Below are 27000 nucleotides of genomic sequence, written 5' to 3'. Positions count from 1 at the left end.
TTTCCTCAACTTGAGTCAGTATTAAAACAAAATGGTAGTCGTTTTTTGGCGGTGAGTGGTCAGCCTGCCCTAATGTGTAATTTACCAGTCGCGGTACAAATTACCAGAAAGGGTAACATTAAATAACAAAACAAACGCTGATGATAACAGAAATGCCAGCGTAAAAGTTTAGGCTTAATTGACGCTTAACTTTCAAGGATAACATTATGAATTACAAAATTTGGTTGAGCTTGCCACTTGCTGCAGGTTTGAGTGCATGTGGTGGTAGCAGCAACAATGAAGAGAATAAGATGTTGCCAGCGCTTAATGCGCTAAATAACAGTACGGCACCGCTACAAGCATCTTCCACAGCGCAATTTAGTCAGTTTGTTAAAAATGGTATTTTTATCGCAAGTGGAGGGGGGAAAAACGGCGAAGACGTGTCGGAAAACCCAGCCGCTACTACCGTAACAACGCCATACTCTGGGACAAACCAACTTGTGGATGGGGTATCACAAAGCGACCGGATCAAGTTTGACGGGCGCTATTTGTATATTACTGGGACGACGGAGGTTGCCTACGAGGGGGACAGCAGTAAAACCTTCGTTAGAGTGTTAGATACTGTGGCTGACGAAGTGCCAGTACAAGTGAATGAACTTATTGTGTCGGACTCAGCGTTTGCTAGCCAAAACCTCTATTTACAGGATCACCAGTTAATCAGTGTATTGATGGATTATGATTACGACTTTGCAGACGACATATCGATACAGTCAATCCAGCCACAAGTGGATTATCAAGGTTTTATAGAGCTGGCTTTCAGTGACGTATCCATGCCCGAACAAGCAGCCGTCGAGAAACGCTTTCGGATGGATGGCTCACTAGTTGGTAGCCGCCTAATAGGTGATACTCTGTATGTAATAGCTGAACATACATTGAGTTACAGTGGATATACGGACAATGACAGATTAGCAAGCTATAACCAACTAATGGATATGGATGTCAACGCACTGCTCCCTACCTTTAAAAACCTACAAACAAACGCAGAAGCACCATTAGTCGCAGCAGATAGCTGCTATCTGCCTGCAGATGCAACGGCATTAGATGGCTACCATGGCTTAACCACCATAACCCAAGTGAATATTCACACTCCTGATGACTTTAAAACAACATGCGTAAGCACCCGAACCGCGGGCTTTTATATGTCAGCGACGGCGCTATATCTGTATAACTACACATTCGCCGATAACACTGATGAGGTCAATACCGCGATTTGGCAACCTCATGGTTTAGTATTACACCAATTGACACTAAATAATGAAGGGGTAACTTATCAAGCGACAGGAGAGGTTGAAGGTCAGCTTGCACAGGTGAGTAGTAACATGGCGGCAACGCGATTTGATGAACAAGACGGTATGCTCAGAGTGTTCACAAGTAAATATGACACTAGCATGGGAAATAGCCACAAGCTGCATATTCTAAAACCAGAAGGCAACACATTGGTAACAGTTGCCACTTTACCAAATGATAAATATCCCACCCCAATTGGTAAAGTGAACCCACAAACCAATCAAGTAGATGAAGATGTGTACGCCGTGCGGTATTTTGGCGATACTGCCTATGTTGTTACTTTTAGGCAAACAGACCCTTTATATGTCTTAGATTTATCGGATGTTACAGAGCCTAAAATGGTTGGCAGCCTAGAAGTACCCGGTTTTTCCTCATACTTACACCCAATTGGCGAAGGCTTATTGCTTGGCGTTGGGCAACATGTAACGGAGCCAAACTCTGAAGTCGCTTCAGGTACACAAGTGAGTTTATTTGATGTGGCTGATCCGGCGGCACCTAAGCTGTTAAAAGCACATATCTTTGAAGGGGGATTTACGCCACTGGAGTATGATTATCGTACGCTGGCGATGCTAAAAGACAATGAATCAGTGACGCGATTTACGTTACCTATTGTGTATTGGACTACCGAACAAGAGAGTGACGCTAGCTCCACTTGGTATACTGCTAATGACCTGGCTGCATTTGAAGTAGTACAAGGAGTGGACTCCACGTTGACCTACCGTGGTAGCAGCCGAGCAGCGCTCACCTTGCCTATTAGTAATGATAAAGTGCTGGGATATACCGAGGCGGATAGGGGGCTTATCCAAGGCGATAAACTTTTGTACATACATGGCAACTATGTGTGGCAAAGCGATTGGTTAACACCTCAAAATAACACCGGCCCACATTAGAGCAGATGGTTACCGTTTGAACTCTTAACGTCGTTTTAGGGGGATTTCACAGTCTTGTTGTACATGGTTTTGTTGTGTAGCGGTGAACTGTAGCACCGCAGCCTACCGTTTCAGTAAGAGCGTTACATTTGCTGAGTCTGTATCGATAAAATCATGATTTTAGCCCCACCTAATGTGGGGCTTTTTTGTAATTACCGTGGCCTAAACCACAGTATTTACTTTAAAATTGGTACTTGGCACCAATGAACGCAAAGCGTCCAACACCAGAACCATAAGCACTATCAAAGTTACCTCTACCACCGACAATAAACGGTCCCTTTTCATCGAATAGATTGTTGATACCACCATAAATCGATAAAGAGCGATCGTTATTCAAATCCATGCTGTAGTTTACACTGATACTATGGGTGACAACCGATGGCAGTGAACCTTGCCACAGTGGCTCAGGGTTACTGATGCAGCTTGACTCTCCAGCGGCACAACGGGCATCATTTTTCGTCATTGCAGCTTGCCAATCTTCATATCGAGAGCGACTTGCTTCCACAGCACCTTTGTACTTTGTACTCCAGCGCACACGCCAGTCATTTTTGTACCAAGTCAGTGCAATAGCGCCCTTGTCTTCAAAAATGTCATCGCCTAAGTAGCCTTCGTATAAATCCTCATATTGGCCATCAGGACCCGTACTGGTGATTGAATACTCAATGACGTGCGTCCAATCCGCTTTTACCTTAAAGCGGCCATATTCACTGGCATCGTACAGATACTCCATGGCAATATCGTAACCTTTGGTGCGAATTTCATCAGTGTTAATAACGCGCTGATTTACTTCAAAGATCTGCCCTTCTTCATCACGCTTGATGTCGCGACAAAATTCATTTTCGCTGCCATATTCCATGGATGAGGCATAACAGAATTTGATGATATCTTCGTTGCCCAGCGCCGTAACTGCATCATCGATTTGAATATCATAATAGTCTAACGCCATTCTAAGGTTGGGAATAAACGAAGGGGCAAGGGACAAGCCAAGCGTAATTGTATCAGCTGTTTCTTCAAACAACTCATTATTCCCTGAGTTTGGAGAATAGCCATTATTCTCATCTTCAAACTTCCCTTCTGCAGCAATGGTAGCGAGGATCCCTGCCTCTTTTCGACAGTTATCATGTCCCGGCTCCATTGAAGTGGCAGTAACGCCATCGCAAATATCATCAAAGCTATCATAATCACCACGAGGCGGAGACATTAGCTCTGTGATAGTAGGTGCTCTCATCGCTCTGGCCCAATTGGCCCGGATTGAGTAACCTTCAATTGGCTCGTAGATAAATCCAGCTTTATAACTTTGGATAAGCCCTGTATTTGCCCAGCTGTAATCGGCAATACGAGCTGACACTTCTGCACTGAGAGACTTAGCCAAGGGGGCATCTTTTAGTAACGGCAACGAAAGCTCAGCAAAAGCTTCTCGCACGCTCACATCACCATCAAAAGTAGGTACATAGTTGAAGGTTACACCGCCATTAGGCACATTGGTAGCGACACTCTGACTGTCTTTTCTATATTCGAAACCAAAAGCAGAGCCTACAGCACCTGCAGGGAGCTCAAATAAATCGCCGGTGATGAAACCAGATACAGTAACTTGATCGATATCTGTGGTTATGGATGGATTAGCTCGAATATAATTAGCGGCTTCTGCTGTGATTGACCCTTCACCAAATAAGTTGATTGGTACACAACCTTGGCCTCGAGCTTGTTCGTCTTTACACTGAATGGTGCCGTCCGCTAGACGCTCGGCGTTGAGTGCTTGTTTGACACGTGCAACAAAAATCTCGTTACTACGGTTTTGCTCCTGTTTGAACTTGCCATAACCTACGGAGACATCCCACTCCCAGTCATCCCACAGGTAGCCGCGTAATCCACCCCATGTCCTAATCGTGGTTCTTTCATTGTCGTTGATGATATTTCCCACTTCTGAGAACAGTCGATCCCATTTTACGCCTTTTGAACTTGCTTCTGCGCGGATAGCGTCAGGCATATAGGGATTATCATAGGGGATACGGCCCATACAATCTGAGCCAAATTGATTGTTTGCAGGATCGTATGTAACTATCGCATCGCACTCATCTTCACTTTCTGGTGATTTGACATTGCGTGAGGTGTTGCGGCTGTATTGTAATTGGAAGTAGGCTTCTACTTCATTGTCAAACTCATACTCAGTTTTTACTGCTGCAGAAATATCTTTATCTGGCACTTTTAACATCGTAAATTGGTTGAAGTTAATGCCGTGGCGTTCCTCTTGCCAATCGTTTCTTAACGTAGTGCCATCGTACCAAAAACCGGCGTCGGGTTTAAAGCTGCTCGACTCGTCAAAGACGCCACCAGGGATAGAATCGCTGAGGCTAGTCCATTGTGATTTGTCGATGTCTCGCATACATTGATAGGCTGTTTTTGTGTCGGGATCGTAAGCTGCTGTTAGCATCACGTTGCACATACGGTCTTCATCGTAGTCCCAGCTGTCTTGCTGTTGGGCACGTTTTCTATCCCAGTAACTTAACCCTTTTTCTTCATCATACGTGGCACTGAAAAAGAAGTAGCCCTTACCATCGTCGTAGCTGGTACCGTAGTCTGCGCTTATTGTGTATTCTGCTGCGCCACCTTGTGTACTTTCTCCTCCACGAGCATGGAAAGTTGCCCCTTCTTTATCTTGTTGCGTAATGATATTTACCACCCCAGCGATGGCATCAGAACCATAGGCAGCTGAAGCGCCTCCGGTGATGATTTCTACTCGGTCAACCATGCCTTTAGGGATAGTTGAGAGGCTAACGTAATTGCCTGAGTAGCTATTGGAAACCACTCTGCGACCATCAATCAGGGTTAACGTGCGGCTAACCCCTAACTCTCTGAGGTCGATTGTAGAAAGTCCCGTATTTTGAACGCTACTTTGCGAGTTTCCGTTACCTGTTCCTTCGCTGACTTGCGGCATTTCTTCGAACAAAATATCCGCCAGTGAACCAAACCCAGCATCATTCAAAGACTCCGCATTCATTGTTGCAATTGGTGTTGGCACCGAAAAGCTGTCTCTTTTAATCCTCGATCCGGTGATCACTATTTTTTCAAGCGCCTGATCTTCGGCCTGAGTGTTGGTTGTCGAGCTCGTTTGCTCTACCTGTTGACGTTCAATCTGTTGCGCTTGTGCAGTTGTGGAATGACTACATGCGAGTGCGATAGATAGGGTAATGAGTTTTAATTTATTATTAGGTAACACGGTGATCCCTTTTCTAATTGTTGTTCATTGATTTAGGGTCTGCTGGGCGGGGAATGCCTTATTGTTTCACAAACAAAAGGCGATATTCTGGACCAGTGTTGCTCATTCTGACCATCCCTTTGGTACATGCAATGATACCAATATCTATTCTTTAACGTTTTTAGCTCTATTTAATATCTATTTAAAAATAAGCATTTAAAACAGATGTTTAATTAATACTTTAAGATGGATTTAAATATGAAAGTGGCATTCATCGTGTAAATTTTTTCATTTAGACACTAATTTAGGTATGATTTATTGCATACTTATTCACAGATGAAATCATGCAGCACGACACTACTTTTCAGTTATTAGGCGTAAACATCGATCCTATTGGACATAGTATGTCTAAAGATGGGAAAGTGTGTTGTGTCCAACCAAAGTTTATTGAGGTATTGTCAGTATTGGCACGTGCCTACCCCAACGTAGTAACACGTGAAGAGATCATTGCTCAAGTATGGGATGGCAATCTTTTTGTTGGTGAAAAAGCCTTGACCAATGCTATTTGGCATTTGCGAAAAACCTTCAAAACACTGGATTGTGGCACTGAAAATACAGAAAACGAGGTTATCGAAACCATTCGTAAGTCAGGGTATAGATTAAAAGTTCCTCCTCATTTTGAACCCGCAGCTATTAGCCCTGAGGTACAACCTAATATTGCACAGTTTATAAGTGTCAACAAAGTCATGATGTTGACAACTTTATGTATTTTAGTCGTCACTTTAATGCTGTATTTGAACAGTGACCGTCCAAACGATGCGCTCGTTGACGTAACCGATTACCCCGGGCGAGAGTTGTTTCCAAGTATTTCTCCTAATGGGCAATTTATGGCCTTTGCATGGCGAAAGCTCGGTGGTCATGCACATCTGTATTTAAAAGATCTTACTCATCCAAACCGTCCTCCTGTTAAGCTCAGCAATGGTAACGAAAATGCGTCTGTTTCGGTGTGGGCGCGAGACAACCAAACGGTATTTTTCATTGCAAAGCAAACGGGTAAGTGTGCCATCAAATCGCTAAATACAGTGACTAAAGCACAAAAAGTGCTCGCAGATTGCCCTGTAAACACGACGACCACACTGACCTACTCGGCAGAAAAAAATCTACTTGGGTTTGTTGCGAAAAAAAGTGAAGGTAGTGGCGGGCAGGTCGTCTTACTTGACTTAACTCATCTGACCGAAACGGTCTTAGATTGCCAGTTGAACTGTCAAGATAGCTATCCTGAAAGTATTGTGATGTCACCCGATGCGTCTAAAATCGTGATCAGTCGCAACTTACCCAATGGTTTAGAAAACCTCTACCTGAAAATGCTGGACTCAGGTCGGGAGATTACGCTTCTACAAGGTCATGATGACTTACGAGGAGTGACTTGGCATCCTACTGACAATTACCTTGTGGTGTCATCTATAGAGCATGGTGCACGTAAAGCATATAAAGTGTCACTTGACGGCAAGATATTGGCCTCGCTACCATTTTCTGGGCTCAGCTACCCAAATTTCAGCGCTTTCGGAGCGCTTTATTTTCATAATTGGGAGATAGATACTTCTATTATGAAACTTGATTTAAGTGCAACTGTAGCAAGCTCCCCATTTCCAATTTTACACTCACAAGTGAGCTTTCGTTACCCTGATTACTCATCAGATTCAGAGCAGTTGCTTTTTATTTCTAATCAGTCTGGCTTTGATGAAGTGTGGATGTCTAACCTCAAAGGTGACGAGCGAGTACAGCTAACCCAATTAGAGTTACAAGCGTTGCATCCAGCATGGTCCAAAGATGGCAGCAAAGTGGTTTTTATCACTAAATCATCGCAGGGGAGTCAGCTCCAGCTACTGGATGTCGCCGACAAGCAAGTGATCCAAATAAAAACAGGTCTTGAGTATCATGGCAAGCCTAGCTGGTCCTCTGACGACAAGCATATATATGTCTCAGATGGCAAAGACATATTTCGAGTGTCAATAGAGGCACATCAAAAGCCCGTGACTAAGTTAACCGCTGGGACGACAGCGATCGATTACAAAGATGCCTTATACATATACAAAAGTGAACAACAAGAAATGTGGAAAATGGATCTGATGTCTAAAGAACATCAGCATTTATTTACTGGGGCATATTTAGCATCAAGCGCGAGCTGGTCAGTGTCTCGTTCAGGTATCTACTACTTATCTGTTCATCGTGGTGATTTTCGCATTAGCTACTTTGACTTTGCGAGTAAACAACATAAAGACATTATCCGAGTGCCTGAGCGCAGTTTTAGCCGCAGTAGGGGACTGGAGTTTATTGAAACAAAAAACTGGCTATTGTTTACAGGCTATGAGATCCCGCAAGTCGATATAAAGCGTATTGATAGACTCTGATGTTGAGTGAAGCAACACGTTAAGGTTTTCTCGCCTCAAAAGAGACCACTTAATTAAGAACATTGGTATAAATTGAAGGAATTGAAAATGATTGAAGTTGGACAAAAACTACCTCAGGCACAACTGAGCGAGCTCACCGCTGATGGCATGGTTAATCATGATGTCGCTACCTGCTTTGCCGGTAAAAAGGTAGTTCTTTTTGCCGTGCCAGGCGCATTTACACCTACATGCTCAGCTGCGCACCTGCCTGGTTTTGTGGTTAATGCAGATGAATTTACCGCCAAAGGTGTGGATATTATCGCATGTGTATCAGTAAACGATGCTTTTGTGATGAAAGCGTGGGGTGAAGCACAAAATGCACAAGCCATTATGATGCTTGGCGACGGTGATGGCAGCTTCACAAAAGCAATTGGGCTGGACATGGATACCGGTGCTTTTGGTGGCCTGCGCTCGCAGCGCTACGCCATGGTGATTGAAGATGGTGTAGTGACAAGCCTGAATGTGGAGCAACCAAAACAATTTGAGGTAAGCAAAGCTGAAGTTATCTTAGCTTTGCTCTAGCCTATGAGTTGAGGATAATGAATGTGTCTTAGCTAGCAGTGAGAAAGGCATTAATTAAACCGAACTCAGATCAATTATCCGAATTTCAAGTCACTTACTCATCGTTTAGGTTGTTTAGCTGAAAAAACGCAACTTGGTCGGTGAGTAGTTTAGCTTGATTTTCCATGTGCTTTCCTGAGCGGGAAGTGGTTTCTACTAGCGTCACATTTTGTTGGGTGATGTTATCCATTTGCGCAATCGTGGTGGATACCGCAGAGATCCCATCCGCTTGCTCTTTGCCTGCATTGTCTATCTCTTCGACCATCTGGCTGACATCTGCGATAGACTGCATCAGTTCCTCAAAGGTTACACCAGACTCATACACAAGCTTGCTGCCTTGTGCTACTGCATCCACACTATTTTTAATTAACGACTTAATTTCCCGCGCGGCTGATGCACTGCGCTGTGCTAAGTTTCTGACTTCACCTGCAACAACGGCAAAACCACGACCGGCCTCTCCTGCTCGTGCTGCCTCAACTGACGCATTGAGTGCCAGTAAATTAGTTTGAAAAGCAATTTCATCAATTACGCTAATAATGTCAGATATTTTCGTGCTGTAGGATTCTATTTTTCCCACCGCTGTGATGGCATCATCAATTGATGCTTTACCTGAATGCGCTTTCTCGCTAACAAATGTCGCTTTTTCGGCAGCATGACTGGCGCTATTTGCATTTTTCTTGACGGTGGCAGTGAGCTCTTCCATTGTTGCTGCGGTTTCTTCCAAGCTCGCGGCTTGGTTTTCAATTCGGCTATTTAAGTCTTCGTTATTGCTGGCAATTTGCTTTGCAACATCGAATACTTGCTCAGCGCCGCGATTGATTGTATTGACCAAATCACTCAGCTTATCAAATAAGCCATTCATAGCTTGCTGAAGTACGCTAAATTCGCCATCTAGCGGCACGGTGATACGATGCCTTAGGTCGCCTTGTTCCATCGCGAATATTGCCGCTTTAATACACTCAACAGCTTGTTTTTGAGCCGTAATATCGGTTGCATATTTGACGACTTTAAAAGGTTTCCCTTTTTGATCTAGGATAGGGTTATAAGATGCTTGGATCCAAACATGGTTACCATGCTTATCGTGCCTTAGATATTGCCCTGAGTCGAACTCGCCTCTATTAAGCTTATGCCAAAACGCTTGATACTCGGCACTGTTTGCTTGTTTAGCTGTGGCAAAAAGGCGATGATGCTTACCTTGAATTTCCTCCAGTTTGTAGTGCATGGTGTCAAGAAATAGCTCATTTGCCCATAAAATAGTTCCATCCATTGCAAACTCGATCACCGCTTGTGACTTGCGGATTGCAGCTAATTGCCCTGAAAAGTCGGCATGGCTCAGCTTTTGCTTGGTTATGTCGGTCGCAAACTTGACCACTTTAAGTGGTTTACCTTGCTCGTCCAAAATTGGGTTATAGGTTGCGCTGATCCAGACCTCTTTGCCTCCTTTGGCCAAACGATGAAACTCGCCTGACTCAAACTGTCCTTGCTGAAGGCGTTGCCAAAAGGCTTTATATTCGGTGCTTTGAGCATAGTCTTCTGCAACAAATAAACGGTGATGTTGGCCGATAACCTCTTCTTCTTTGTAACCCATAGTGGATAAAAAGTTTTGGTTGGCTTTTAAAATATTTCCCTGTAAATCAAATTCAATGACGGCTTGTGAACGATTGATCGCCGCAATTTGCCCAGCAGAATCAAAAGAAGCGAGTTTGGTAGCTGTGATGTCCGAGGCGTACTTTATAATTTTGTAAACGTCACCGCTTTCATCACGTATGGGTGTATAGGTTGCTTGTATCCAAAGTGTTTGCCCTGTTTTAGTGACGCGCTTGAATTCGCCTGATTGATGCAGCCCTTGCCGCAGAGCTTGCCAAAAAGCGATATATTGGCTACTTAAAGCCTCATTGTTATCCATGAATATTTGATGGTGTTGGCCTTGTACTTCTGTCAGCTTGTATCCAACGGCATCTAAAAAGAGTGGATTTGCGGTAATGATATTGCCGTTCGGGTCAAACTCAATAACCGCTTGAGTTTGCTCGATGGCGCTGATTTGATGCTGATATGTCGCCTCTTGAAACTTTTGCTCCGAAATATCAATAGCGTATTTTATTATTTTACTCAGCTGATTATTGGCGTTAACGATAGGGGTATAAGTGGCATGTAGCCATACCGTTTTACCGGATTTTGTTTTTCTTTTATATTCACCCTCAAAGCTTTTTGCACTGTTTAGCTGTTGTAAAAACGATTGATAGTCTTCACTTTTGGCATCGTTATCTTCAACAAACATACTGTGATGTTGATTCTGGATCTCAGCTAGCTCATAACCCAGCAAAGATAAAAACTTGTCGTTTGCGGATAAAACAGTGCCATCAACGTTAAATTCAACCATTGCAAACGAAGATGAAAGTGCTTGCAGGCTTGCTCGTGCAGTATTGATAGTGGTGCGGTAATGGCTAATATCTGTTGCAATCAACACAATCCTCCCTTGTGGTGTTTTGGAGAGCTCAAGCAGTAATGGCTTAATTACTTGCTTTGCGGTGTCGAAGGCTATTTCAACGCTAACTTGAGATTGGTTCGCCAATTGCGTAATGGCTTGCTCTAGTGCGCTTTTGTGTTTTGGGCTGCGGCAAATTTGATTGATTGAAGTAAGCTGTACATCGGGTGCATACCCCAATAGCTGCTTAAACCGATTACTGACCTCAATAGTATTTCCTTGATGATCAATCTCAAGGTACGCAGTGGTTTTTTTTATGTGCTGAAAAAGAGGAGCGTCTAGGTCATTGTCCCTTTTTGCCTTTCCTAAGCCAAACATGATCATAACAAACTTACCCATAGTAGGTTATTTAACAGTAGTAACTATAGTGTAGTTATTTAGCTGTGCCACAACATTATCGTATAAGCCAAGCTACTGGCTACTGAGTAAGTGAACCTCTTAAGCTTAACGTGCCGCTAATTACCTACACAGATAATTGGGTATAGCCGTAACTCAAATGTCTTGGTAAAATCTTCGACAATTTTTACAAAACGAGCATTAAGATGGGCAGAGCATTTGAAGTCCGCAAAAACGCCATGGCAAAAACGGCGGCGGCAAAAACAAAAGTAAACTCAAAATACGGAAAAGAGATTTACGTTGTTGCTAAAAATGGCGGCGCAGATCCTGAAACTAACTTGTCGTTACGTCGTTTAATCGATAAAGCAAAAAAAGATCAAGTTCCTGCGCACGTAATCGACAAAGCAATTGAAAAGGCAGCCGGTGGTGCCGGTGAAGACTACACGCCAGCACGTTACGAAGGATATGGCCCAGGTAACAGCATGATCATCGTTGACTGCCTAACAGATAACATGAATCGTACTATCAAAGATGTACGCTTACCGTTTACCAAAACTGGCTCAAACCTAGGAAGTCCAGGTTGTGTTGCGCATATGTTTGATCACTTTGCAATCCTTGGCTTTGCAGGTGATGATGACGAGTCAGTTTTGGAAGCGCTAATGATGGCTGATGTCGATGTGACTGACGTGGAAGTAGAAGACGGTCAGGTATCGGTTTTTGCTCCACATACTGAGTACTTCAAAGCAAAAACTGCATTAACAGAAGCATTTGAAGGCATCACATTTGAAGTGGATGAAATCACTTGGGTGCCGCAAACACATGTAGAAATAGATGATGCAGAAGCGATTGAAACATTCGAAAAGCTAATCAATATGCTAGAAGATGTCGATGACGTACAAAACGTTTATCACAATGCGATCATAAAAAGATAATATCTACGCTTACGTTCAAAGTAGATAGAAGGCCGACATTGTTCGGCCTTTTTATGTGGTGGTAGCTTAGCGTAAGTGTTGGTTCATTGTGTGAGTGCGTATCAGGGCGATAGGAAATAACAACAATAGTGCTTGAGAACTAATATAAATAATCCAATTTACATGTCTGGCAATGGGGAAATACCCTTCGCCATTATTAGCAAAGAGCCAAAATTGTCCGATGATAGCATCAGCAACCATGGCTAGAATAAAGCCAAGGGCAACAGCATAATTTAGTCGCAAGCCAAGACGTAAATTTTGAACCGCTAACCAGCCACCAAACACCGCAAGTAACGCCACCAAAAAGCTATAGCCAGCACTTAAAAGCAATGAATATAAACTTATATTAGGTAAATAGAGTTGGTAATAACTCAGTGAAGACAACACTGCTGCCACGACGATTAATAGCGTAGTTTGGGTGATTGTGAGCGAGAACTCCCGTTTGAGCATTCTAACGAGTAGCCACAGCAAAAGACCATAACCTGATGCAAATAACCAAATTGAGTCAATGAGGTAGTCGTGCTTTATTACGGTATCTTGGCGATGGTAAATCTGTAAGGGGTTAACATTGATGAGATCTCCACCGCTACATAACAGCAGCGCGACCCAACAGAGTTTGATGTCCAAATACAGCGCAGTAGTGCCAACACTCAAGCTAGCTTGCCTAATACGCCATCCCAAGTGTAATAACAGCAGCACTGACACCGCTGGAAGCCACCACTGTAGCAGCGCTTGGTGACTGTGCCACAGTGCACCATTACCAAAGATAGCCATAATAAATGCGATGCCAAGCAAACTTAGGACATGTAATTTATAGTGTTGTTTAGCCAGTATTGGTTCCAATTAAACTCCGTTTTACATTATATCGACTGTGCTGGGGCGTTATGCCAGCTTTAAAGCGCTCTGGTATAAATTAAGGTAAACTTAAAAAACAATATGTTAGCTCACTCCTCATTTAAACTATAGGTATAACCTGAGTCTGGGACAATAACTTGTTATCCAACCGCTGTTATCCCTTGTTACTGCGTTAAACTGGTTTGTAATAGAGTAGCTATTGACGCACAAATGTACCTTGTATTAAAAAATAACTTCTTACTCCAAGTTTAGGTTAACTAGACGAAGCTGTATCAATTTACAATACAATCATTTACAGTATTTATCTTGCAGATGTATTACATTGCTACTTTTTCAAAGGGTAACTTGCTCATGTCAAATCTTAAACTCAATATTGCGCTTTCTTGTTCGGTTCTTGCATTAGCTTTTTCTGGGTTTAATGTTATCCAAACAAAGCTAGCGACTAGTCCTGTTGCAACTCAAGTCTATCCTGCACCCGCTTATCAATCTACAGAGCAGGCAACGCAATACCATGTCTTTGCAAGCACAGCGAACGAGCAAACTCAAGATATTGCTGCGCTATTGACCCGAATCGATAAGCTAGAGTCGCGTATACAAGCGCTGTCGATGGAAAAGTCAGAAATGTTGTCTGAACAAGCGCCTCAAGAATTTGAATCTTTGGTGTTTTCGCTAATAGAAAAGCGTGAGCAGCAAAAAATAGCAGAAATGAAAGCAGAGAATCCAATTTATGGGTTTTATGAAGACTTACCTGAAGACTATGAAATGCGGATTAAAACCGATCCTGAGTATGCAAGCCAAGTAAGTAACGAATTAAAACAGAAAATCCTCAATAGCAGTCTACCAGCAGCAGAGCGGTTAGCTGCAATGAGTCAGTTACAAATGAATATGTTTATGCTAAACCGCAATGACTTAGAGCAATATGATTACCAAGCGGTAGAATCCATTCTTAATATGACGCACAGCATGAACGATGAAAAGTTAAGATTACAAGCATTAGAGCTAGTGTCACGCACTCCTATTGTTGATGAGCGTTTGTCACAATCGTTTGTGAAAATGCTTGAACAAGAGCAGAACGATTACGTAAAGAGCTTAGCTGCTGAAGGGCTGATGTCACAATATTTTCAGTCCGGCTCAGACCCTAAACAGCAGAAGAAAATCGCGCAAGATTTGTTGTCTCTTTATGAAAACGCAGCAGATCCAAAGGTCAAAGCAATCTTGAAAAACTTGATGGGTGACGAGCGTATGCTGGAAGAGCTAAAAAGCCAATCTAATGGGTAAAGCGCTGCATTGATACTGATTCGTTGTCTGCCTTAATCCAACGTATCGTCGATGAAGCAAATGTGTTGCCAAATAGCAACACATTTGCCTTTTGTATTTATTTCCTACCAAAAAATCTATCGAATATAGATTAACATTAGCATGAGTGTTTATATCTAGTTGATATTTATGAGCTTATTTTTTTCTATGTTGTAAATTATGTCGATGGCTTTTTCGCTACAATGGTGACAGAACCATTGTTTTGGTGTTTTTTCGGCAAACTTACTTTCCTTTTAAAAGACCTCTTATTGACTATGTCGCTTTTATGCGACAGTTTAATTTTATGAATTACTTAACTTTTTTCTATCTTCTCTGGATTGGTGTTGCCAAATAGCAACAACGCTACTGAATCGACTCTGAATGCGCTCATATAAATAAATTTAACATATTGAAAAATATTGCTTTTTTAATTTTGGCACTAAAGTTGGAATGGCCATAGCGACAGTAATACCAATTTGCTTAATTAAGTGGTCTATTTTGAGGCGAGAAAACCTTGTCGATAACTAGGCAAAAATTTTGATATTTAGTTGTTCTAAATGAGAAATTTTTAACGCTGTTAGCGTCAGATTTACTCCTTCAAATTGAGCAAGTATTAAGTCAAATTGGTATAAGCTTCAACACGCACGGTGGGGAGCAGGCATAACAAGTTTAGTTATTTTAGAGGAATCAAATATGAAAACGTTAGCAATCACATTATCAACTCTTGTACTTTCTTTTGCATCTGTCGCAGCTCATGCCAGCGCAGACTTTGATAAATACGATGCCGATGGGGATGGCTATATTTCTTTAGGTGAGTCTAAAGCGAATCCAAATTTAATGGCGCAGTTTAAAGACCTTGACGCGGATCAAGATGGGCAGTTAAGCCAGTCTGAATTTAACGACTTCAAAGGCTAATAAAAGAGTGTAAGCCAAATTAATTTAGCATGGTAAGGAGAATAGTGATGAAACTTAGAACAGTATGTGCAACAACGATTGGCGTATTAGTGAGCACAATGGCACTTGCGGCGACCTTGTCATTTCAAGATGTAGACAAAGATAAAGATGGTCAAATAAGTCAGCAAGAGGCTTCGATGTCCTCCTCACTACTTGGTCAATTTGAGAAGTTGGATGCGGACAAAAATGGTCAGCTTAGTGCGTCTGAATTTTCTAATTTTAAAGGTTAGGAGGGATCATGAAACCACTAATCACTCTTTGTTTGGCCATTACGGCACTAGGGTCAAGTGCTGTCATGGCAGCCGAGTTTAGCGACTTTGACCTAGACCAAGATGGGTTCATCTCAAAAAGCGAAGCCGCATTATCAGATTCACTCGTGGCTATTTTTGATAAACTAGACAGCAATGAAGACGGTAAGCTGTCTCCACAAGAACTAATACCACTTAATTAAGATAATTGGTTTTAGCCTCTAAGAGTGGAGCACTATGTCATCACTAACCTAGCTGTTTAGCTGAGTTGGTGATGACAAAAAGAACAAAACCTCATGTGAACCACTAGTTAACCTACTCATTAATCCAGCGACGCTCTCTGATCCATATTTTCATTTTAGGAAAACCCGCTTTAGGGCATGTCATTTCCCATGCGTCGAGCAGTGGATAGCCAAGTCCACCGCCGCTCTTAAAGGCATCAATTAAGTTTGAGGATGCCCCCTTATAGCCATCTTGGTGTAGTACGACTTCAATTGGCAATCCAATATGCTGGATTGCGGCCACAGACCAAGCAATTGCTGCCATTTCTTCAGCGTGCATGGCTTGCTTTTCTCTGCCATTTTTTAGTCCGTTTTTATACACATCTTCATGTAGTTGCTTGCGATATATAGGCTCGCATACTGCAATATGGCCGCTTTCATGAAGTATATCACCTGGGTACATGAGTTTATCGGTATCAATATAAAGTGTGCCCATGACAGTTTTTAAACCAGGTAAAAATGTGTCTGCTTCTACTGAGTGGAGTTTGTAGGGTAAGTTTATTTCGCTAAGAAAATCACAGATACGTTGTGTATGCTCGTGCATGGTACATCCTTAAACTGCGCAGTGAGATCTACGAGAGTGTAACTCAAGGCTGCCGCTACGCAAATTACTTTAGATTACAATGCCAAAAACGCAGGAGATGAAGGCACGTATGCGTTAGGTTAAAATCGAGTGCCAACGAGCAAAAAGGTGTCTAATGAACACGGTTGTGTTTTACTATGTTGCTGGCCCCACACAGAGCGTGTTTATAGTGTATGAGCGTATCAGCGCTACGATAAAAACAAGGACTTTATAATGCAGCTTTCTACATTACTTAATATTTCAATTCCTATGATCCAAGCGCCAATGGCAGGCGTGCAAAATTGGCGCTTAGCAGCCGCAGCAAGCAAGGCTGGAATTTTAGGCTCAATCCCATGTGGCATGCTTAACGCAGAGCAGGTGGTGTGTGAAATAAAAAACTTTAGGGCACAAACATCCAAGCCGTACAACCTTAATTTTTTTTGCCATGATATGCCCAAGTTGGATACGCAACAGCAAAGTAAGTGGCTACAAAAACTAGCACCATATTATGCTGAATTTGGCCTAACACCCGACAATGAGGTTGGTGTACTTAGGAGGCCATTTGATGAGGAGATGGCTGAGGCGATTGCTCCTTACAGACCTCCAGTTATCAGCTTTCACTTTGGTTTACCAAAGCCAGAACTGGTGGCAAAGGTAAAGTCTTGGGGAGCGACGATTTTATCTTCAGCAACAACAGTCGAAGAGGGAATTTGGTTGGCAAAAAATGGTGCAGACATTGTGATCGCTCAAGGAATTGAAGCTGGTGGTCACCGAGCAACGTTTACTGAAGCTAAACTTGATGAGCAATTGCAAACAAAACAATTGGTAGCACAGCTGGTTGAGAAGTTACCTATTCCGGTGATTGCCGCAGGTGGCATTGCTTCACATCAAGATGTGTTGATGATGCAAAAACTTGGTGCATGTGGAACACAAGTAGGTACTAGTTTTTTACTCTGTGATGAAGCTGACACCACGCAAGTTCATCGTCATGCACTTAAATCATTAGCTGAGCCTTCTGCTGTGACAAATGTATTTTCCGGTCGACCAGCTCGTGGGATTGAGAATCGGCTAATGCTTGCACTTGATTTTATCTACGAGCAAACACCAAGCTTCCCATACGCATCTGCTGCGTTGACACCTTTACGCGTTGCAGCCGAAAAGCAAGGGAAAGGTGACTTTAGCCCGCTTTGGAGCGGTAGTAACCGACGAGGATGTCAGGAAGTCAGTATCGAAGCAATGGTCGCTATCTTGAATGGAAAGTAATACGTGCTTCTAATGCGATAGAGTTTTCTGGATACAGGCTAATTTAGCAGCGTAGGGTTTATATTTTGGATTAATATTGATTTAACATATTTGACACATTTCGAGTTTATGCTCTAGCGTTTTATGACAGGGCGATGATTATCGTGCCTTGCGCTTTATCACTTGAGAATAGCAAAGTGATCCTCAAGTGATGTATTTGTTATCGACAATAATAAACACGGAGTCGTGCATGAGACATTCTATTTTAGCCGTTGCGTTATTCGCTTCATTTTCTTCACTAGCAGCCCCAAAGTGTCCCAACATCAGTGAGCTAGAAACACAGTATGCTGCCCCCAATATGGAAAAGCGCAGTTTTTCTAATCACTTTAATAAGTATTTATCTTGGCTACCGAGCTACCATATGGTGCATGATCAAGTAACAGCGAGTGGTACCGTGACCCAGATCACCGCAAAGTTTGATTATGGTAGTATCACCCACAAAGATTTAGAGTTTGAAGCTGTGGAATTTTACTATCGCAGTGAGTCAGACTCGAACTGGCATTACCTTGGGGAGCAAACGACAAATGGCGATGGCAAGGCCTTTATTTCTTTGCCAGCGCTACCTGCAGGACAGTATCGTATATACGCTGGGGTGCCTGCTGACGGTACTGGGGCGCAGGGTTATGTCACCGTGGTAGAGCCTGGGACTCAAGCTGTGTTGTTTGATATTGATGGCACCTTAACAGAGTCCGATGCGGAGCAAATCGGCGACTATACAGGAATAGATCACGCCTCACCAAAAGACGGGGCATACGATCTAGTCCGTCATTATTTAGATTTGGGTTATCAACCTGTATTTTTGACTGCGCGCGTATATTGGTATGCAAAAGGGACACGCGGTTGGTTAAATTGGATGGGCCTACCGCAAGGGTTTTTGCGCACCTCCTTGAGTAACGAAACCAGCTTATTCAAGACGGCTGAGTATAAAACCGCTGAAATTAATCGCCTAGAAGCACAAGGTATAGAGGTCGTGCGCGCCTACGGTAATGCAAAAACAGACGCTGAAGCTTTTATTAAAGCAGGGATCCCAGCATCGCAGGCTTTTACCATAGGTGCTGATGCAGGGCATTACGGTACAACGCCGATTACAGGAAATAGCTATCGTGTTCATCTTGATGGCTTGGCAACCTATCCGAATGCAGATTGTCAATAAACGCTAATCCCGAAGCTTGGATGAGCCAGCTTGCTTCTTATCCAAGCTTCAGATAGGCAATAAACCAGCAGCAACAATTTAAAGTGTAGATATTCAGTTGCTAATTTTCTCATTCTGCACCCTTTTTATATTTACATTTGTTTACCTTTGATTCATTAAAATTTCATTTAACACATCATTCTGGCTTGACCTCTGACCATTGTCCTCTACAGTTGTATTGTTATTAAATTGTAACAATTGGAGCAAGTACATGAAAAGGTTAATTCTTAGCGCCCTATTTGGGGTATTGGCAATCGTGGGATCCCCCGCGCACAGTGAAGAGCAGCTAACATATCCGGTGATATTAGTGCACGGGTTGTTTGGCTTTGATAATTTGCTGGGTGTAGATTATTTCTATCGCGTCCCGCAAGTTATTCAAGAAGAAGGTGGTCAGGTATATGTTGCACAAGTATCTTCTGCCCATAATTCAGAATTGCGTGGCGAGCAGTTGTTGGCGCAAGTCGCAATAGTGAGAGCATTAACAGGGCAAGAAAAAGTTAATTTAATCGGCCACAGCCAAGGTGCACAAACTATCCGCTATGTGGCCTCGGTAAAACCTGAGTGGGTAGCGTCTGTAACCAGTATCGGTGGCGTTAATTGGGGCAGTCGATTTGCGGATGTGGTGCGTGGTGGCGTTGATAGTGGCTCATTCTCAGAGCAGTTTTTAGCTTCCCTTGCTAACGCGCTTGCAGGACTAATTGATTTACTGTCAGGTAAGTCAGGCGCACCAAAAGACGCGCTAGAAGCACTCAGCGCCTTAACAACAGCAGGAACCTTGGCATTCAATCAAAAATATCCTGAAGGTGTGCCGAGTAGCTACTGCGCTGAAACACAAAGCCTAGCCAGTAATGGCGTACATTATTTTTCTTGGAGTGGCAGCAAAGCATGGACGAATGTTTTTGACCCTGCCGACAATGCTTTAGCCTTGTTCTCACAAGTATTTGATGAAGCCAACGATGGTTTGGTGTCGGCTTGCTCTAGTAATTTAGGCCAAGTGATTAATAACCAATTCAAAATGAACCACTTAGATCAGGTAAACCAAACAATTGGCATTCACCATCTGTTTGAAACTGATCCATTAACAGTTTATAGACAACATATCCGCCGCTTGAAGGCATTAGCACTATGAAAAAGTGGAGCCTGCTGCTTATCGTATTTCTGAGTATGTTACTGATTTTTACTCAGCAGCAACGGTCAAGTCATTTCTCCCAGTTAGTGACTGCACCTGCTCTTAAATACGAACAGAGTAAGGCTCCACAATCTATCAATTCGGTATCTGTGAGTGCTGAGTGCAAGCCTTTCAGTAAAGAGGATAAATATCTAATCGATGACTGGCTTTTTGCATTACAGAATTTACAAGAAGTTGAGCAGTGGGCTGATCACCTAAGTTTATTGCCTGAGTGCCTTCATCAAATAGCTGGTAGATATGTGGAGTTTAAACAAGCATTAGGGCAAGTGGATGAGCAGCTTAATTTGTCAGAGCGGCTTGAGCAATTGCACGCCTTACAGCGTCGTTTTTTTACCAAAGAGCTAATTGTGCTGTGGTTTGAGGAGGATAACGCATGGGATAGGCAAACAGTGAACCGTTGGCAGATTTTATCAGACACTCGCTTAAGCGATGCGCAAAAACAGCAACTTATAGAAGCAAATATCAGTCAGCTTTCAAAGCCCGAGCAGTCTTTGTTTCGTGCGACGGCGCAGCTTCATGATTTACACGCTAACCTCAAGCAACGAAGTTACAACGAATTAAGTGCTGATTTTGGTGATGACGTTGCGATGCGTGTGCTTGAAGTAACACAGCAAGACCTAGATTGGCAGCAAAAGCTGCACACGTTTCAAGCCCAAAAACAAACCATTTTAGCCGAGTATGGTAATACCCCAATGGCAACAGAGCAGATTGAAGCCCTATTAATAAAGAGTTTTACTGAAAATGAACGCAAGCGAGTGGCTGTATTGACCAAATGATCCATGCTGATAGGCACAAAGCGTGTTGTAGCGTGCGTTGTTAGCTGTACTGACAAATTATTGCTGTATATAAGTCGCGATTGACAGGGGTTAAGTTTTTTACATAGTGTATGGTATAAAATATGAAGTCGATTAAATCGCTAGGGCAGCGTACTCATCAAAACCCCAGGGATCTAGCGATTTTATAAGTTATTTAAAAATATGGAAAAATTCCTTTTTTGCGTCAGTTAAACGGGCCTTATACCCCATTTAATTGACAGTTAGCGGAAAACAGCAATCCGTGCTAGGGTTGTTGTGCCTTGAAAGCAAGGCAGTCGCGTCTCCCGCAGGCGCGTGGATTGAAACTGGATATCAATAAGACCATTGAGCTATGGCTAAAGGTCGCGTCTCCCGCAGGCGCGTGGATTGAAACGATCACCTTCGAGTAACTGCCGTCACGAACATTTGTCGCGTCTCCCGCAGGCGCGTGGATTGAAACAGCCTTACTTCAAACTGAAGGACGCACTTGAACAGTCGCGTCTCCCGCAGGCGCGTGGATTGAAACCGAAGGACTATGATCTTTTTAGTTATGTGCATGCGTCGCGTCTCCCGCAGGCGCGTGGATTGAAACATTAAAGCTAGGTGCAGAAATCACTCCTGAGAAAAGTCGCGTCTCCCGCAGGCGCGTGGATTGAAACAGCTTTGGTCTGACAAATACTTATCGCTTAAAGCGTCGCGTCTCCCGCAGGCGCGTGGATTGAAACCGTCCTAGTTACCGTTTAAATTATAAATTACTGGGTCGCGTCTCCCGCAGGCGCGTGGATTGAAACTCTGACATGCTTACTCCAATTGAGTTGTTTGATTGTCGCGTCTCCCGCAGGCGCGTGGATTGAAACAGTGGCACGATATCGAATACGAATAAAAGTAAAGTCGCGTCTCCCGCAGGCGCGTGGATTGAAACACCTCGGTAGTTAAATTCCACCACAACTTTAGTGGTCGCGTCTCCCGCAGGCGCGTGGATTGAAACCCAGCACAACGAAATCCAAGAGCCGTTATGAATGTCGCGTCTCCCGCAGGCGCGTGGATTGAAACCCAGCACAACGAAATCCAAGAGCCGTTATGAATGTCGCGTCTCCCGCAGGCGCGTGGATTGAAACCCAACGGGTTTACAATATGTGGTTTGCGTCGCAAGTCGCGTCTCCCGCAGGCGCGTGGATTGAAACCATCACGCTTCATTTTTAGTAAGTTAAAAATTTTGTCGCGTCTCCCGCAGGCGCGTGGATTGAAACAGATGTGATGACAACTCCAGTAGGGGCTCGCGTGTCGCGTCTCCCGCAGGCGCGTGGATTGAAACTGTACTAAGTGGCTTTGGCTCATTCTTACAGTTGGTCGCGTCTCCCGAAGGCGCGTGGATTGAAACCTAATCCAACAGAGCCAACCAATTCCATAGAAGAAGTCGCGTCTCCCGCAGGCGCGTGGATTGAAACCTGTCTTAATGTCGATGTAACACGCCTCAATGACGTCGCGCCTCCCGCAGGCGCGTGGATTGAAACGACGGACTTGGTAACTTTAATCAAGGGCTATCTAGTCGCGCCTCCCGCAGGCGCATAAGGTTATTTTCATTTGAGAGCTAGCATAATAAAGGAATAAAGCTTTAAACTTTTTGCCTAAGTCACATATCAAGATAAGGTGTAATACCAATTTGACTTAATACTTGCTAAATTTGAAGGAGTAAATCTGACGCTAACAGCGTTAAAAATTTCTCATTTAGAACAACTAAATAGCAAAATTTTTGCCTTGCCTACAGGACGTAGGTACCTCGGCGTGAGCAGGACGCGGAAGCGGTGTTATCGACAAGATTTTCTCGCCTCAAAATAGACCACTTAATTAAGCAAATTGGTATAACAAATGAGAATTGAACCAGATTTATGGCAACTATACTTGGATGTGTATTTTAGACCAACACGGCCACTGCGCTTTGAAGCTTCAGGGGCGATTATCAGCCTCTGGAATCCTAGCGGTGAGATACAAAGTGCAACTAAGAATGAGCGGCTTTCACGATTTTGGCAAGGGGCTTTACAGCGTGCCAATAGGCCTTATCAATTGCTTTGGGGCGGTGATAAACCCATGTTATACCGAGAGCTGAGTGTTTTTATCCGTTGCGTTCTGGCTTTAGCGTTTAGGTGGGCTTCGCGGTTGGATCAGCTAGGGTTTTATTATGTGCAACAGGATAAACAGCTACGTCTCTATAATAGCTGGGACATTACACAAACTGAATTGGTAACAGGTGAAATGCAAACGCGTCTGTGTTTTACCTCTTTGCCTAGAACCAATTTGGCGTTGCAATAATTTGAGTCAGCGCTTGGCGTGTAACTTAGCTTTGCCGACAGGCGCAGGTCTTGTTGCCAGAGTAGGGCTAAAGCCTCAGGCTAGATACAACAGGGTCTAGTGTAGACCCTGTTGAGTGAGCGCGGTTATTTTAGGTCAAAGCGGTCCAGTTGCATGACTTTTACCCAAGCTGCGATAAAATCATCAACAAACTTCTGCTTGGCATCGTCTGAGGCATACACTTCTGTAACTGCACGAAGTTCAGAGTTTGAGCCAAAGATTAAATCCACAGGTGTTGCCGTCCACTTGATTTCACCAGTTTTACGGTCACGACCTTCATATAAGCCCTCTTGACCATCCACTTTCGACCACTTGGTTGACATATCAAGCAGGTTGACAAAAAAGTCGTTACTTAATTGTCCTGGCTTGTCGGTAAATACACCGTGATCAACACCTTGATAGTTGGCATCTAACGCACGTAGACCTCCAAGTAACACGGTCATTTCTGGCACGGAGAGATCTAGCATATTGGCTTTGTCTACCAACATGTCAGCTGGTGACATATAGGCATCCTTACTGTAGTAGTTACGAAATGCGTCGGCTTTTGGCTCTAAGTAGCTAAACGAGAGCACATCAGTTTGTGCTTGTGAGGCATCTGTTCGACCTGGGGTGAACGGTACACTGATGTTGTGTCCGGCATCACTTGCTGCTTTTTCAATAGCAGCGGCACCACCTAATACAATAAGATCCGCGATAGATACTGCTTTTTTGCCTGCGCGTTTATTGAAGTTGGTTTGAATGTCTTCCAGCTTGGCCAGTACTTTTTTTACCTCTTCTGGATTGTTAATTTCCCAGCTGATCTGTGGCTCAAGACGTAAACGCCCGCCATTTGCACCACCTCGCATGTCAGTCACACGGTGACTTGATGCTGCTGACCATGCGGTTCTGATCAGCGCTTGTGTTGTCAGGCCAGAGTCGAGGATAGATTGCTTCAGCGTCTTAATATCTTTATCGTCAATTGTCTGGTGATCAGCTTGAGGAATTGGGTCTTGCCATGTAAGTACTTCACTCGGTACTTCAGCGCCGATATAACGGGCGCGTGGTCCCATATCTCGGTGTGTTAGCTTAAACCAAGCCTTTGCAAAGGCCTCTTCGTATTGCTTTGGATCTTTGCGAAAACGTTCAACAATTTTGCGATATTCAGGATCTTCTTTTAGCGCGATATCTGTAGTAAACATAATAGGTGCATGGCGCTTACCTTTTATGTGTGCATCTGGTACTAAGTTGGCTGCGGCCTTGTTATCTGGGATCCACTGTGTTGCTCCCGCTGGGCTTTTCGTTATTACCCAGTTAAAGTTCATCAGATTATCTAAGTAGTTTGTTGACCACTGAGTTGGGGTTACTGTCCAAGCGCCTTCTAAACCACTGGTTGTTGTATCTGCACCTTTACCGGTTCCGCACTTGTTTTTCCATCCAAGGCCTTGCTCTTCTATTGCTGCTGCAGCGGGTTCTTTACCCACACAGTCAGACGGTTTTTTGGCTCCATGTGCTTTACCAAACGTATGGCCACCGGCGATAAGCGCAACAACTTCTTCGTCGTTCATTGCCATGCGTCCAAATGACATGCGAATATCTTTTGCTGCAAGGAGTGGGTCTGGTTTACCATGGGGACCTTCAGGGTTGACATAAATCAGTCCCATTTCAACTGCGGCAAGCGGCCCTTTCAATTTGCCTTTTTTGTCGCGTCGCTCGTCTTTTAAGAAAGCGTCTTCAGGACCCCAATAAACGAGATCTGGCTCCCAGTCATCTTGACGACCACCAGCAAAGCCAAAGGTTTTAAAGCCCATTGACTCAAGTGCTACGTTTCCTGCAAGTACCATAAGATCCGCCCAAGACAGACTACGACCATACTTTTGCTTGATAGGCCATAATAGTCTTCTTGCTTTGTCTAGATTGGCATTGTCTGGCCAACTATTTAAAGGATCAAAACGCTGCTGACCACCTGCTGCACCGCCTCTACCGTCATGAACACGATACACTCCTGCGCTGTGCCAAGCCATGCGGATCATAAATGGACCATAATGCCCCCAATCGGCTGGCCACCAATCTTGTGAGTCGGTGAGTGTGCGTTCAATATCCTGTTTAACCTGTGTTAGGTCAAGCTTGCTAAATTCGGCTGCGTAGTCAAAGTTTGCTCCGTATGGATTTGATTCTGGACTATGCTGTCTTAGAGGGCTGAGGTTTAATTGTTCTGGCCACCAAAATTGGTTGGTTTTTGCTTCGCTTATCGCTGCAAAACTTGGTGCAGATAAAGTCGTTGTCACTGCAAGTGCAACAGCTGATAACATCGTTCTTGATTTTTTGTTCATGGGTGCTCCCCTTTGAATAAATTGGTCGTAACGTTCGCGTTAAACTTTAGTTCACAAATCAAAAAGAGAAAATCCAGAAAAATAAATCACAGCATTCGGAAAAATGAATCGTTATTTTTTATTAAATAACAGTGTTTTACCTTTTATTTGTAATTTCGCTTAAGTTAGATCAAAATTATAAGAAACTTATAAAAATACCTTTCAATATTTTTTTGATAACTAAAGGTTAATTTTTTGATGTTCAATGTTGGGTTTTGATGGTGGATCAAACAGTTTTTAAAAAAGCATTGTTATGGAATTTGAGCGAAGTGAAGACAAATACGACGATTCAAGCAAATGTCTAAAGGTTGGTAACTTTTCTGAACAAAAAGCTTAAAACACGCAAACTACTCATTTGCATGTTTTTTTGCCATGACTGAAAATAGTAAAGGGACTTGCTGACCTTTGTGAAGTAACTGGAAACCATGTCCAGGCACAGCCTCAAGCCCGTCAAAACAGTTATACGGACTAAAAGGATGTTCATCGAAGTGTGTGATTGTAAGGCCTGCTTGCATTAGTGCAGTGAGCACCTCGCCGATTGAGTGAGGCCAAGTAGCGATGGTTTGAGTATCGCTTTGTTGGTTTTCGGTGTAAGTAGCCTCTGTTGTTACATCGGGTTGCTGCTTTGCAAAGTATGAGTAGCCCATATTAAGATCAATACTTGGGTGAAATTCAACAAAGCAAAACTGACCTCCCGGTTTCAGGGCATTGGCTATCGTGGTGGCCCACGATGAAAGGTCGTGCAGCCAACAAATCGTACCATAGGATGCAAATACAATATTAAATTTGTCGGTATTGGTGCTGCCAAACTTTTCAATGTCCTGACAAATAAAAGTTGCCTCCAGCTTTGTTTGCTGTGCTAGTGTATTCGCGCGCCTAATGGCCTCTTGCGAGAAGTCGACGCCCGTAACTTTGGCACCAAGTCGAGCAAGTGAAAGTGAATCCAAGCCAAAATGACACTGCAAGTGAAGTATGCTTTGCTCAGACACACTCCCCAATAACTCACATTCAATTGTATTTAGTGAAGATTTTCCCGCTAAAAAACTATTTACGTCATAAAACGTCGAATCAAAGTGCGCAATCGCTCTTTCTTCCCAAGCTTTTCTGTTTAGAGAAAGGTAATCCATATTGATCATCCTTAAAAAATTAATTTCTAAATAAACATTACTACGTACTGCTGCTAATACGCTCGCAATTATACTGATAAGGACTCAATGAGTGCTATTCATACCGTAAGCAAATTTGAGATAAGTCGGTCATAATAAGTAAGTACACGCTACTGAAGCGAAAAAGTATTGTTAGTTAGGTAATCTGCGTTTCTTGCTAATATATGCTCACACTTTCCAAGTAATCGCCATAGAAAGTACGTTTAATAT

The 27000-nt window shown here is 43.3% G+C and carries 19 protein-coding genes and 1 CRISPR repeat array; of the genes, 13 read left to right on the top strand and 6 right to left on the bottom strand.

Annotated features, from left to right (window positions below; all coding sequences use genetic code 11):
• Positions 1 to 206: 206 nt before the first annotated feature.
• Entirely contained in the window at positions 207 to 2216 is a 2010-nt protein-coding gene (locus J8Z24_RS20215) for a beta-propeller domain-containing protein (protein WP_176033677.1), read from the top strand.
• A 220-nt stretch (positions 2217 to 2436) separates the two neighbouring features.
• Here the strand turns inward: J8Z24_RS20215 and J8Z24_RS20210 are convergent, their stop codons facing one another.
• Complete coding sequence (locus J8Z24_RS20210; protein WP_252095741.1) at positions 2437 to 5472, bottom strand: TonB-dependent receptor domain-containing protein; 3036 nt, start codon at positions 5470 to 5472, stop codon at positions 2437 to 2439.
• A gap of 323 nt (positions 5473 to 5795) precedes the next feature.
• On the opposite strand from J8Z24_RS20210, the gene J8Z24_RS20205 reads away from it, so the two are divergent.
• The gene (locus J8Z24_RS20205; RefSeq protein ID WP_252095740.1) at positions 5796 to 7862 is read left to right on the top strand and encodes a winged helix-turn-helix domain-containing protein; all 2067 of its coding nucleotides are present in this window, start codon (positions 5796 to 5798) and stop codon (positions 7860 to 7862) included.
• An 87-nt stretch (positions 7863 to 7949) separates the two neighbouring features.
• Entirely contained in the window at positions 7950 to 8423 is a 474-nt protein-coding gene (locus tag J8Z24_RS20200) for a peroxiredoxin (RefSeq protein WP_128732424.1), read from the top strand.
• A gap of 94 nt (positions 8424 to 8517) precedes the next feature.
• Here the strand turns inward: J8Z24_RS20200 and J8Z24_RS20195 are convergent, their stop codons facing one another.
• Complete coding sequence (locus J8Z24_RS20195; RefSeq protein ID WP_252095739.1) at positions 8518 to 11286, bottom strand: methyl-accepting chemotaxis protein; 2769 nt, start codon at positions 11284 to 11286, stop codon at positions 8518 to 8520.
• Positions 11287 to 11489: 203 nt separating this feature from the next.
• Between J8Z24_RS20195 and J8Z24_RS20190 the strand changes: the two genes are divergently transcribed.
• Entirely contained in the window at positions 11490 to 12215 is a 726-nt protein-coding gene (locus J8Z24_RS20190) for a YebC/PmpR family DNA-binding transcriptional regulator (protein WP_125252585.1), read from the top strand.
• A 66-nt stretch (positions 12216 to 12281) separates the two neighbouring features.
• On the opposite strand, the gene J8Z24_RS20185 is transcribed toward J8Z24_RS20190, so the two are convergent.
• Positions 12282 to 13097, bottom strand: a complete 816-nt coding sequence (locus J8Z24_RS20185) for a hypothetical protein (RefSeq protein WP_147389920.1) — start codon at positions 13095 to 13097, stop codon at positions 12282 to 12284.
• Positions 13098 to 13460: 363 nt separating this feature from the next.
• On the opposite strand from J8Z24_RS20185, the gene J8Z24_RS20180 reads away from it, so the two are divergent.
• The 4 genes from J8Z24_RS20180 to J8Z24_RS20165 all read left to right on the top strand — a co-directional run bounded on the left by J8Z24_RS20180 (position 13461) and on the right by J8Z24_RS20165 (position 15810).
• A complete protein-coding gene (locus J8Z24_RS20180; protein WP_176033681.1) occupies positions 13461 to 14387 on the top strand; it encodes a hypothetical protein in 927 nt (308 codons plus the stop codon).
• Between the two features lie 711 nt (positions 14388 to 15098).
• Positions 15099 to 15320: an EF-hand domain-containing protein gene (locus J8Z24_RS20175; protein WP_128731904.1), complete on the top strand. Its 222-nt coding sequence runs from the start codon at positions 15099 to 15101 to the stop codon at positions 15318 to 15320.
• A gap of 47 nt (positions 15321 to 15367) precedes the next feature.
• Positions 15368 to 15589 carry an EF-hand domain-containing protein gene (locus J8Z24_RS20170; RefSeq protein WP_125252589.1) on the top strand — a complete coding sequence of 74 codons (222 nt, stop codon included), beginning with the start codon at positions 15368 to 15370 and terminating at the stop codon, positions 15587 to 15589.
• An 8-nt stretch (positions 15590 to 15597) separates the two neighbouring features.
• On the top strand, positions 15598 to 15810 hold the full coding sequence (locus tag J8Z24_RS20165; protein WP_176033682.1) for an EF-hand domain-containing protein: 213 nt from the start codon (positions 15598 to 15600) through the stop codon (positions 15808 to 15810).
• A 112-nt stretch (positions 15811 to 15922) separates the two neighbouring features.
• Here J8Z24_RS20165 and J8Z24_RS20160 read toward each other — a convergent pair whose 3' ends face one another.
• Positions 15923 to 16432 (bottom strand): hypothetical protein, encoded by a 510-nt coding sequence (locus J8Z24_RS20160; protein WP_125252591.1) that lies wholly within the window; start codon positions 16430 to 16432, stop codon positions 15923 to 15925.
• A 252-nt stretch (positions 16433 to 16684) separates the two neighbouring features.
• Here J8Z24_RS20160 and J8Z24_RS20155 point away from each other — a divergent pair, with 252 nt between their 5' ends.
• The 5 genes from J8Z24_RS20155 (at position 16685) to J8Z24_RS20135 (ending at position 23237) form a co-directional block, all read left to right on the top strand.
• Positions 16685 to 17713: an NAD(P)H-dependent flavin oxidoreductase gene (locus J8Z24_RS20155; protein WP_176033683.1), complete on the top strand. Its 1029-nt coding sequence runs from the start codon at positions 16685 to 16687 to the stop codon at positions 17711 to 17713.
• A 229-nt stretch (positions 17714 to 17942) separates the two neighbouring features.
• Positions 17943 to 18905, top strand: a complete 963-nt coding sequence (locus J8Z24_RS20150; protein WP_252095738.1) for an LNS2 domain-containing protein — start codon at positions 17943 to 17945, stop codon at positions 18903 to 18905.
• 250 nt (positions 18906 to 19155) lie between these two features.
• Positions 19156 to 20073, top strand: coding sequence for an esterase/lipase family protein (locus J8Z24_RS20145; RefSeq protein WP_252095737.1), 918 nt, complete (start codon positions 19156 to 19158; stop codon positions 20071 to 20073).
• The gene (locus J8Z24_RS20140) at positions 20070 to 20909 is read left to right on the top strand and encodes a lipase chaperone family protein (protein ID WP_252095736.1); all 840 of its coding nucleotides are present in this window, start codon (positions 20070 to 20072) and stop codon (positions 20907 to 20909) included. The genes J8Z24_RS20145 and J8Z24_RS20140 overlap by 4 nt, the downstream gene beginning before the upstream one ends.
• Before the next feature lie 313 nt (positions 20910 to 21222).
• Positions 21223 to 22441: a CRISPR direct-repeat array (repeat unit 32 nt; unit sequence GTCGCGTCTCCCGCAGGCGCGTGGATTGAAAC).
• Positions 22442 to 22796: 355 nt separating this feature from the next.
• A complete protein-coding gene (locus tag J8Z24_RS20135; protein ID WP_252095735.1) occupies positions 22797 to 23237 on the top strand; it encodes a hypothetical protein in 441 nt (146 codons plus the stop codon).
• Between the two features lie 125 nt (positions 23238 to 23362).
• Here J8Z24_RS20135 and katG read toward each other — a convergent pair whose 3' ends face one another.
• Both katG and J8Z24_RS20125 read right to left on the bottom strand, forming a co-directional pair.
• A complete protein-coding gene (katG, locus tag J8Z24_RS20130; protein ID WP_176033687.1) occupies positions 23363 to 25585 on the bottom strand; it encodes a catalase/peroxidase HPI in 2223 nt (740 codons plus the stop codon).
• Between the two features lie 386 nt (positions 25586 to 25971).
• On the bottom strand, positions 25972 to 26751 hold the full coding sequence (locus J8Z24_RS20125) for a class I SAM-dependent methyltransferase (protein WP_252095734.1): 780 nt from the start codon (positions 26749 to 26751) through the stop codon (positions 25972 to 25974).
• Positions 26752 to 27000: the final 249 nt, after the last annotated feature.

This window comes from Pseudoalteromonas sp. SCSIO 43201, from assembly GCF_023716725.1.
GTDB lineage: Bacteria > Pseudomonadota > Gammaproteobacteria > Enterobacterales > Alteromonadaceae > Pseudoalteromonas > Pseudoalteromonas peptidolytica.
Note: the sequence above shows the minus strand (reverse complement) of the source record. Positions and strands in the feature narration are given on the sequence as shown.

Coding starts and splice junctions, on each gene's coding strand:
- J8Z24_RS20155 (WP_176033683.1), top strand. CDS start 16,685: ATGCAGCTTTCTACATTACTTAATATTTCAATTCCTATGATCCAAGCG.
- J8Z24_RS20200 (WP_128732424.1), top strand. CDS start 7,950: ATGATTGAAGTTGGACAAAAACTACCTCAGGCACAACTGAGCGAGCTC.
- J8Z24_RS20140 (WP_252095736.1), top strand. CDS start 20,070: ATGAAAAAGTGGAGCCTGCTGCTTATCGTATTTCTGAGTATGTTACTG.
- J8Z24_RS20165 (WP_176033682.1), top strand. CDS start 15,598: ATGAAACCACTAATCACTCTTTGTTTGGCCATTACGGCACTAGGGTCA.
- J8Z24_RS20160 (WP_125252591.1), bottom strand. CDS start 16,432: ATGCACGAGCATACACAACGTATCTGTGATTTTCTTAGCGAAATAAAC.
- J8Z24_RS20215 (WP_176033677.1), top strand. CDS start 207: ATGAATTACAAAATTTGGTTGAGCTTGCCACTTGCTGCAGGTTTGAGT.
- J8Z24_RS20195 (WP_252095739.1), bottom strand. CDS start 11,286: ATGGGTAAGTTTGTTATGATCATGTTTGGCTTAGGAAAGGCAAAAAGG.
- J8Z24_RS20175 (WP_128731904.1), top strand. CDS start 15,099: ATGAAAACGTTAGCAATCACATTATCAACTCTTGTACTTTCTTTTGCA.
- J8Z24_RS20135 (WP_252095735.1), top strand. CDS start 22,797: ATGAGAATTGAACCAGATTTATGGCAACTATACTTGGATGTGTATTTT.
- J8Z24_RS20190 (WP_125252585.1), top strand. CDS start 11,490: ATGGGCAGAGCATTTGAAGTCCGCAAAAACGCCATGGCAAAAACGGCG.
- J8Z24_RS20150 (WP_252095738.1), top strand. CDS start 17,943: ATGAGACATTCTATTTTAGCCGTTGCGTTATTCGCTTCATTTTCTTCA.
- J8Z24_RS20170 (WP_125252589.1), top strand. CDS start 15,368: ATGAAACTTAGAACAGTATGTGCAACAACGATTGGCGTATTAGTGAGC.
- J8Z24_RS20125 (WP_252095734.1), bottom strand. CDS start 26,751: ATGGATTACCTTTCTCTAAACAGAAAAGCTTGGGAAGAAAGAGCGATT.
- katG (WP_176033687.1), bottom strand. CDS start 25,585: ATGAACAAAAAATCAAGAACGATGTTATCAGCTGTTGCACTTGCAGTG.
- J8Z24_RS20145 (WP_252095737.1), top strand. CDS start 19,156: ATGAAAAGGTTAATTCTTAGCGCCCTATTTGGGGTATTGGCAATCGTG.
- J8Z24_RS20180 (WP_176033681.1), top strand. CDS start 13,461: ATGTCAAATCTTAAACTCAATATTGCGCTTTCTTGTTCGGTTCTTGCA.
- J8Z24_RS20205 (WP_252095740.1), top strand. CDS start 5,796: ATGCAGCACGACACTACTTTTCAGTTATTAGGCGTAAACATCGATCCT.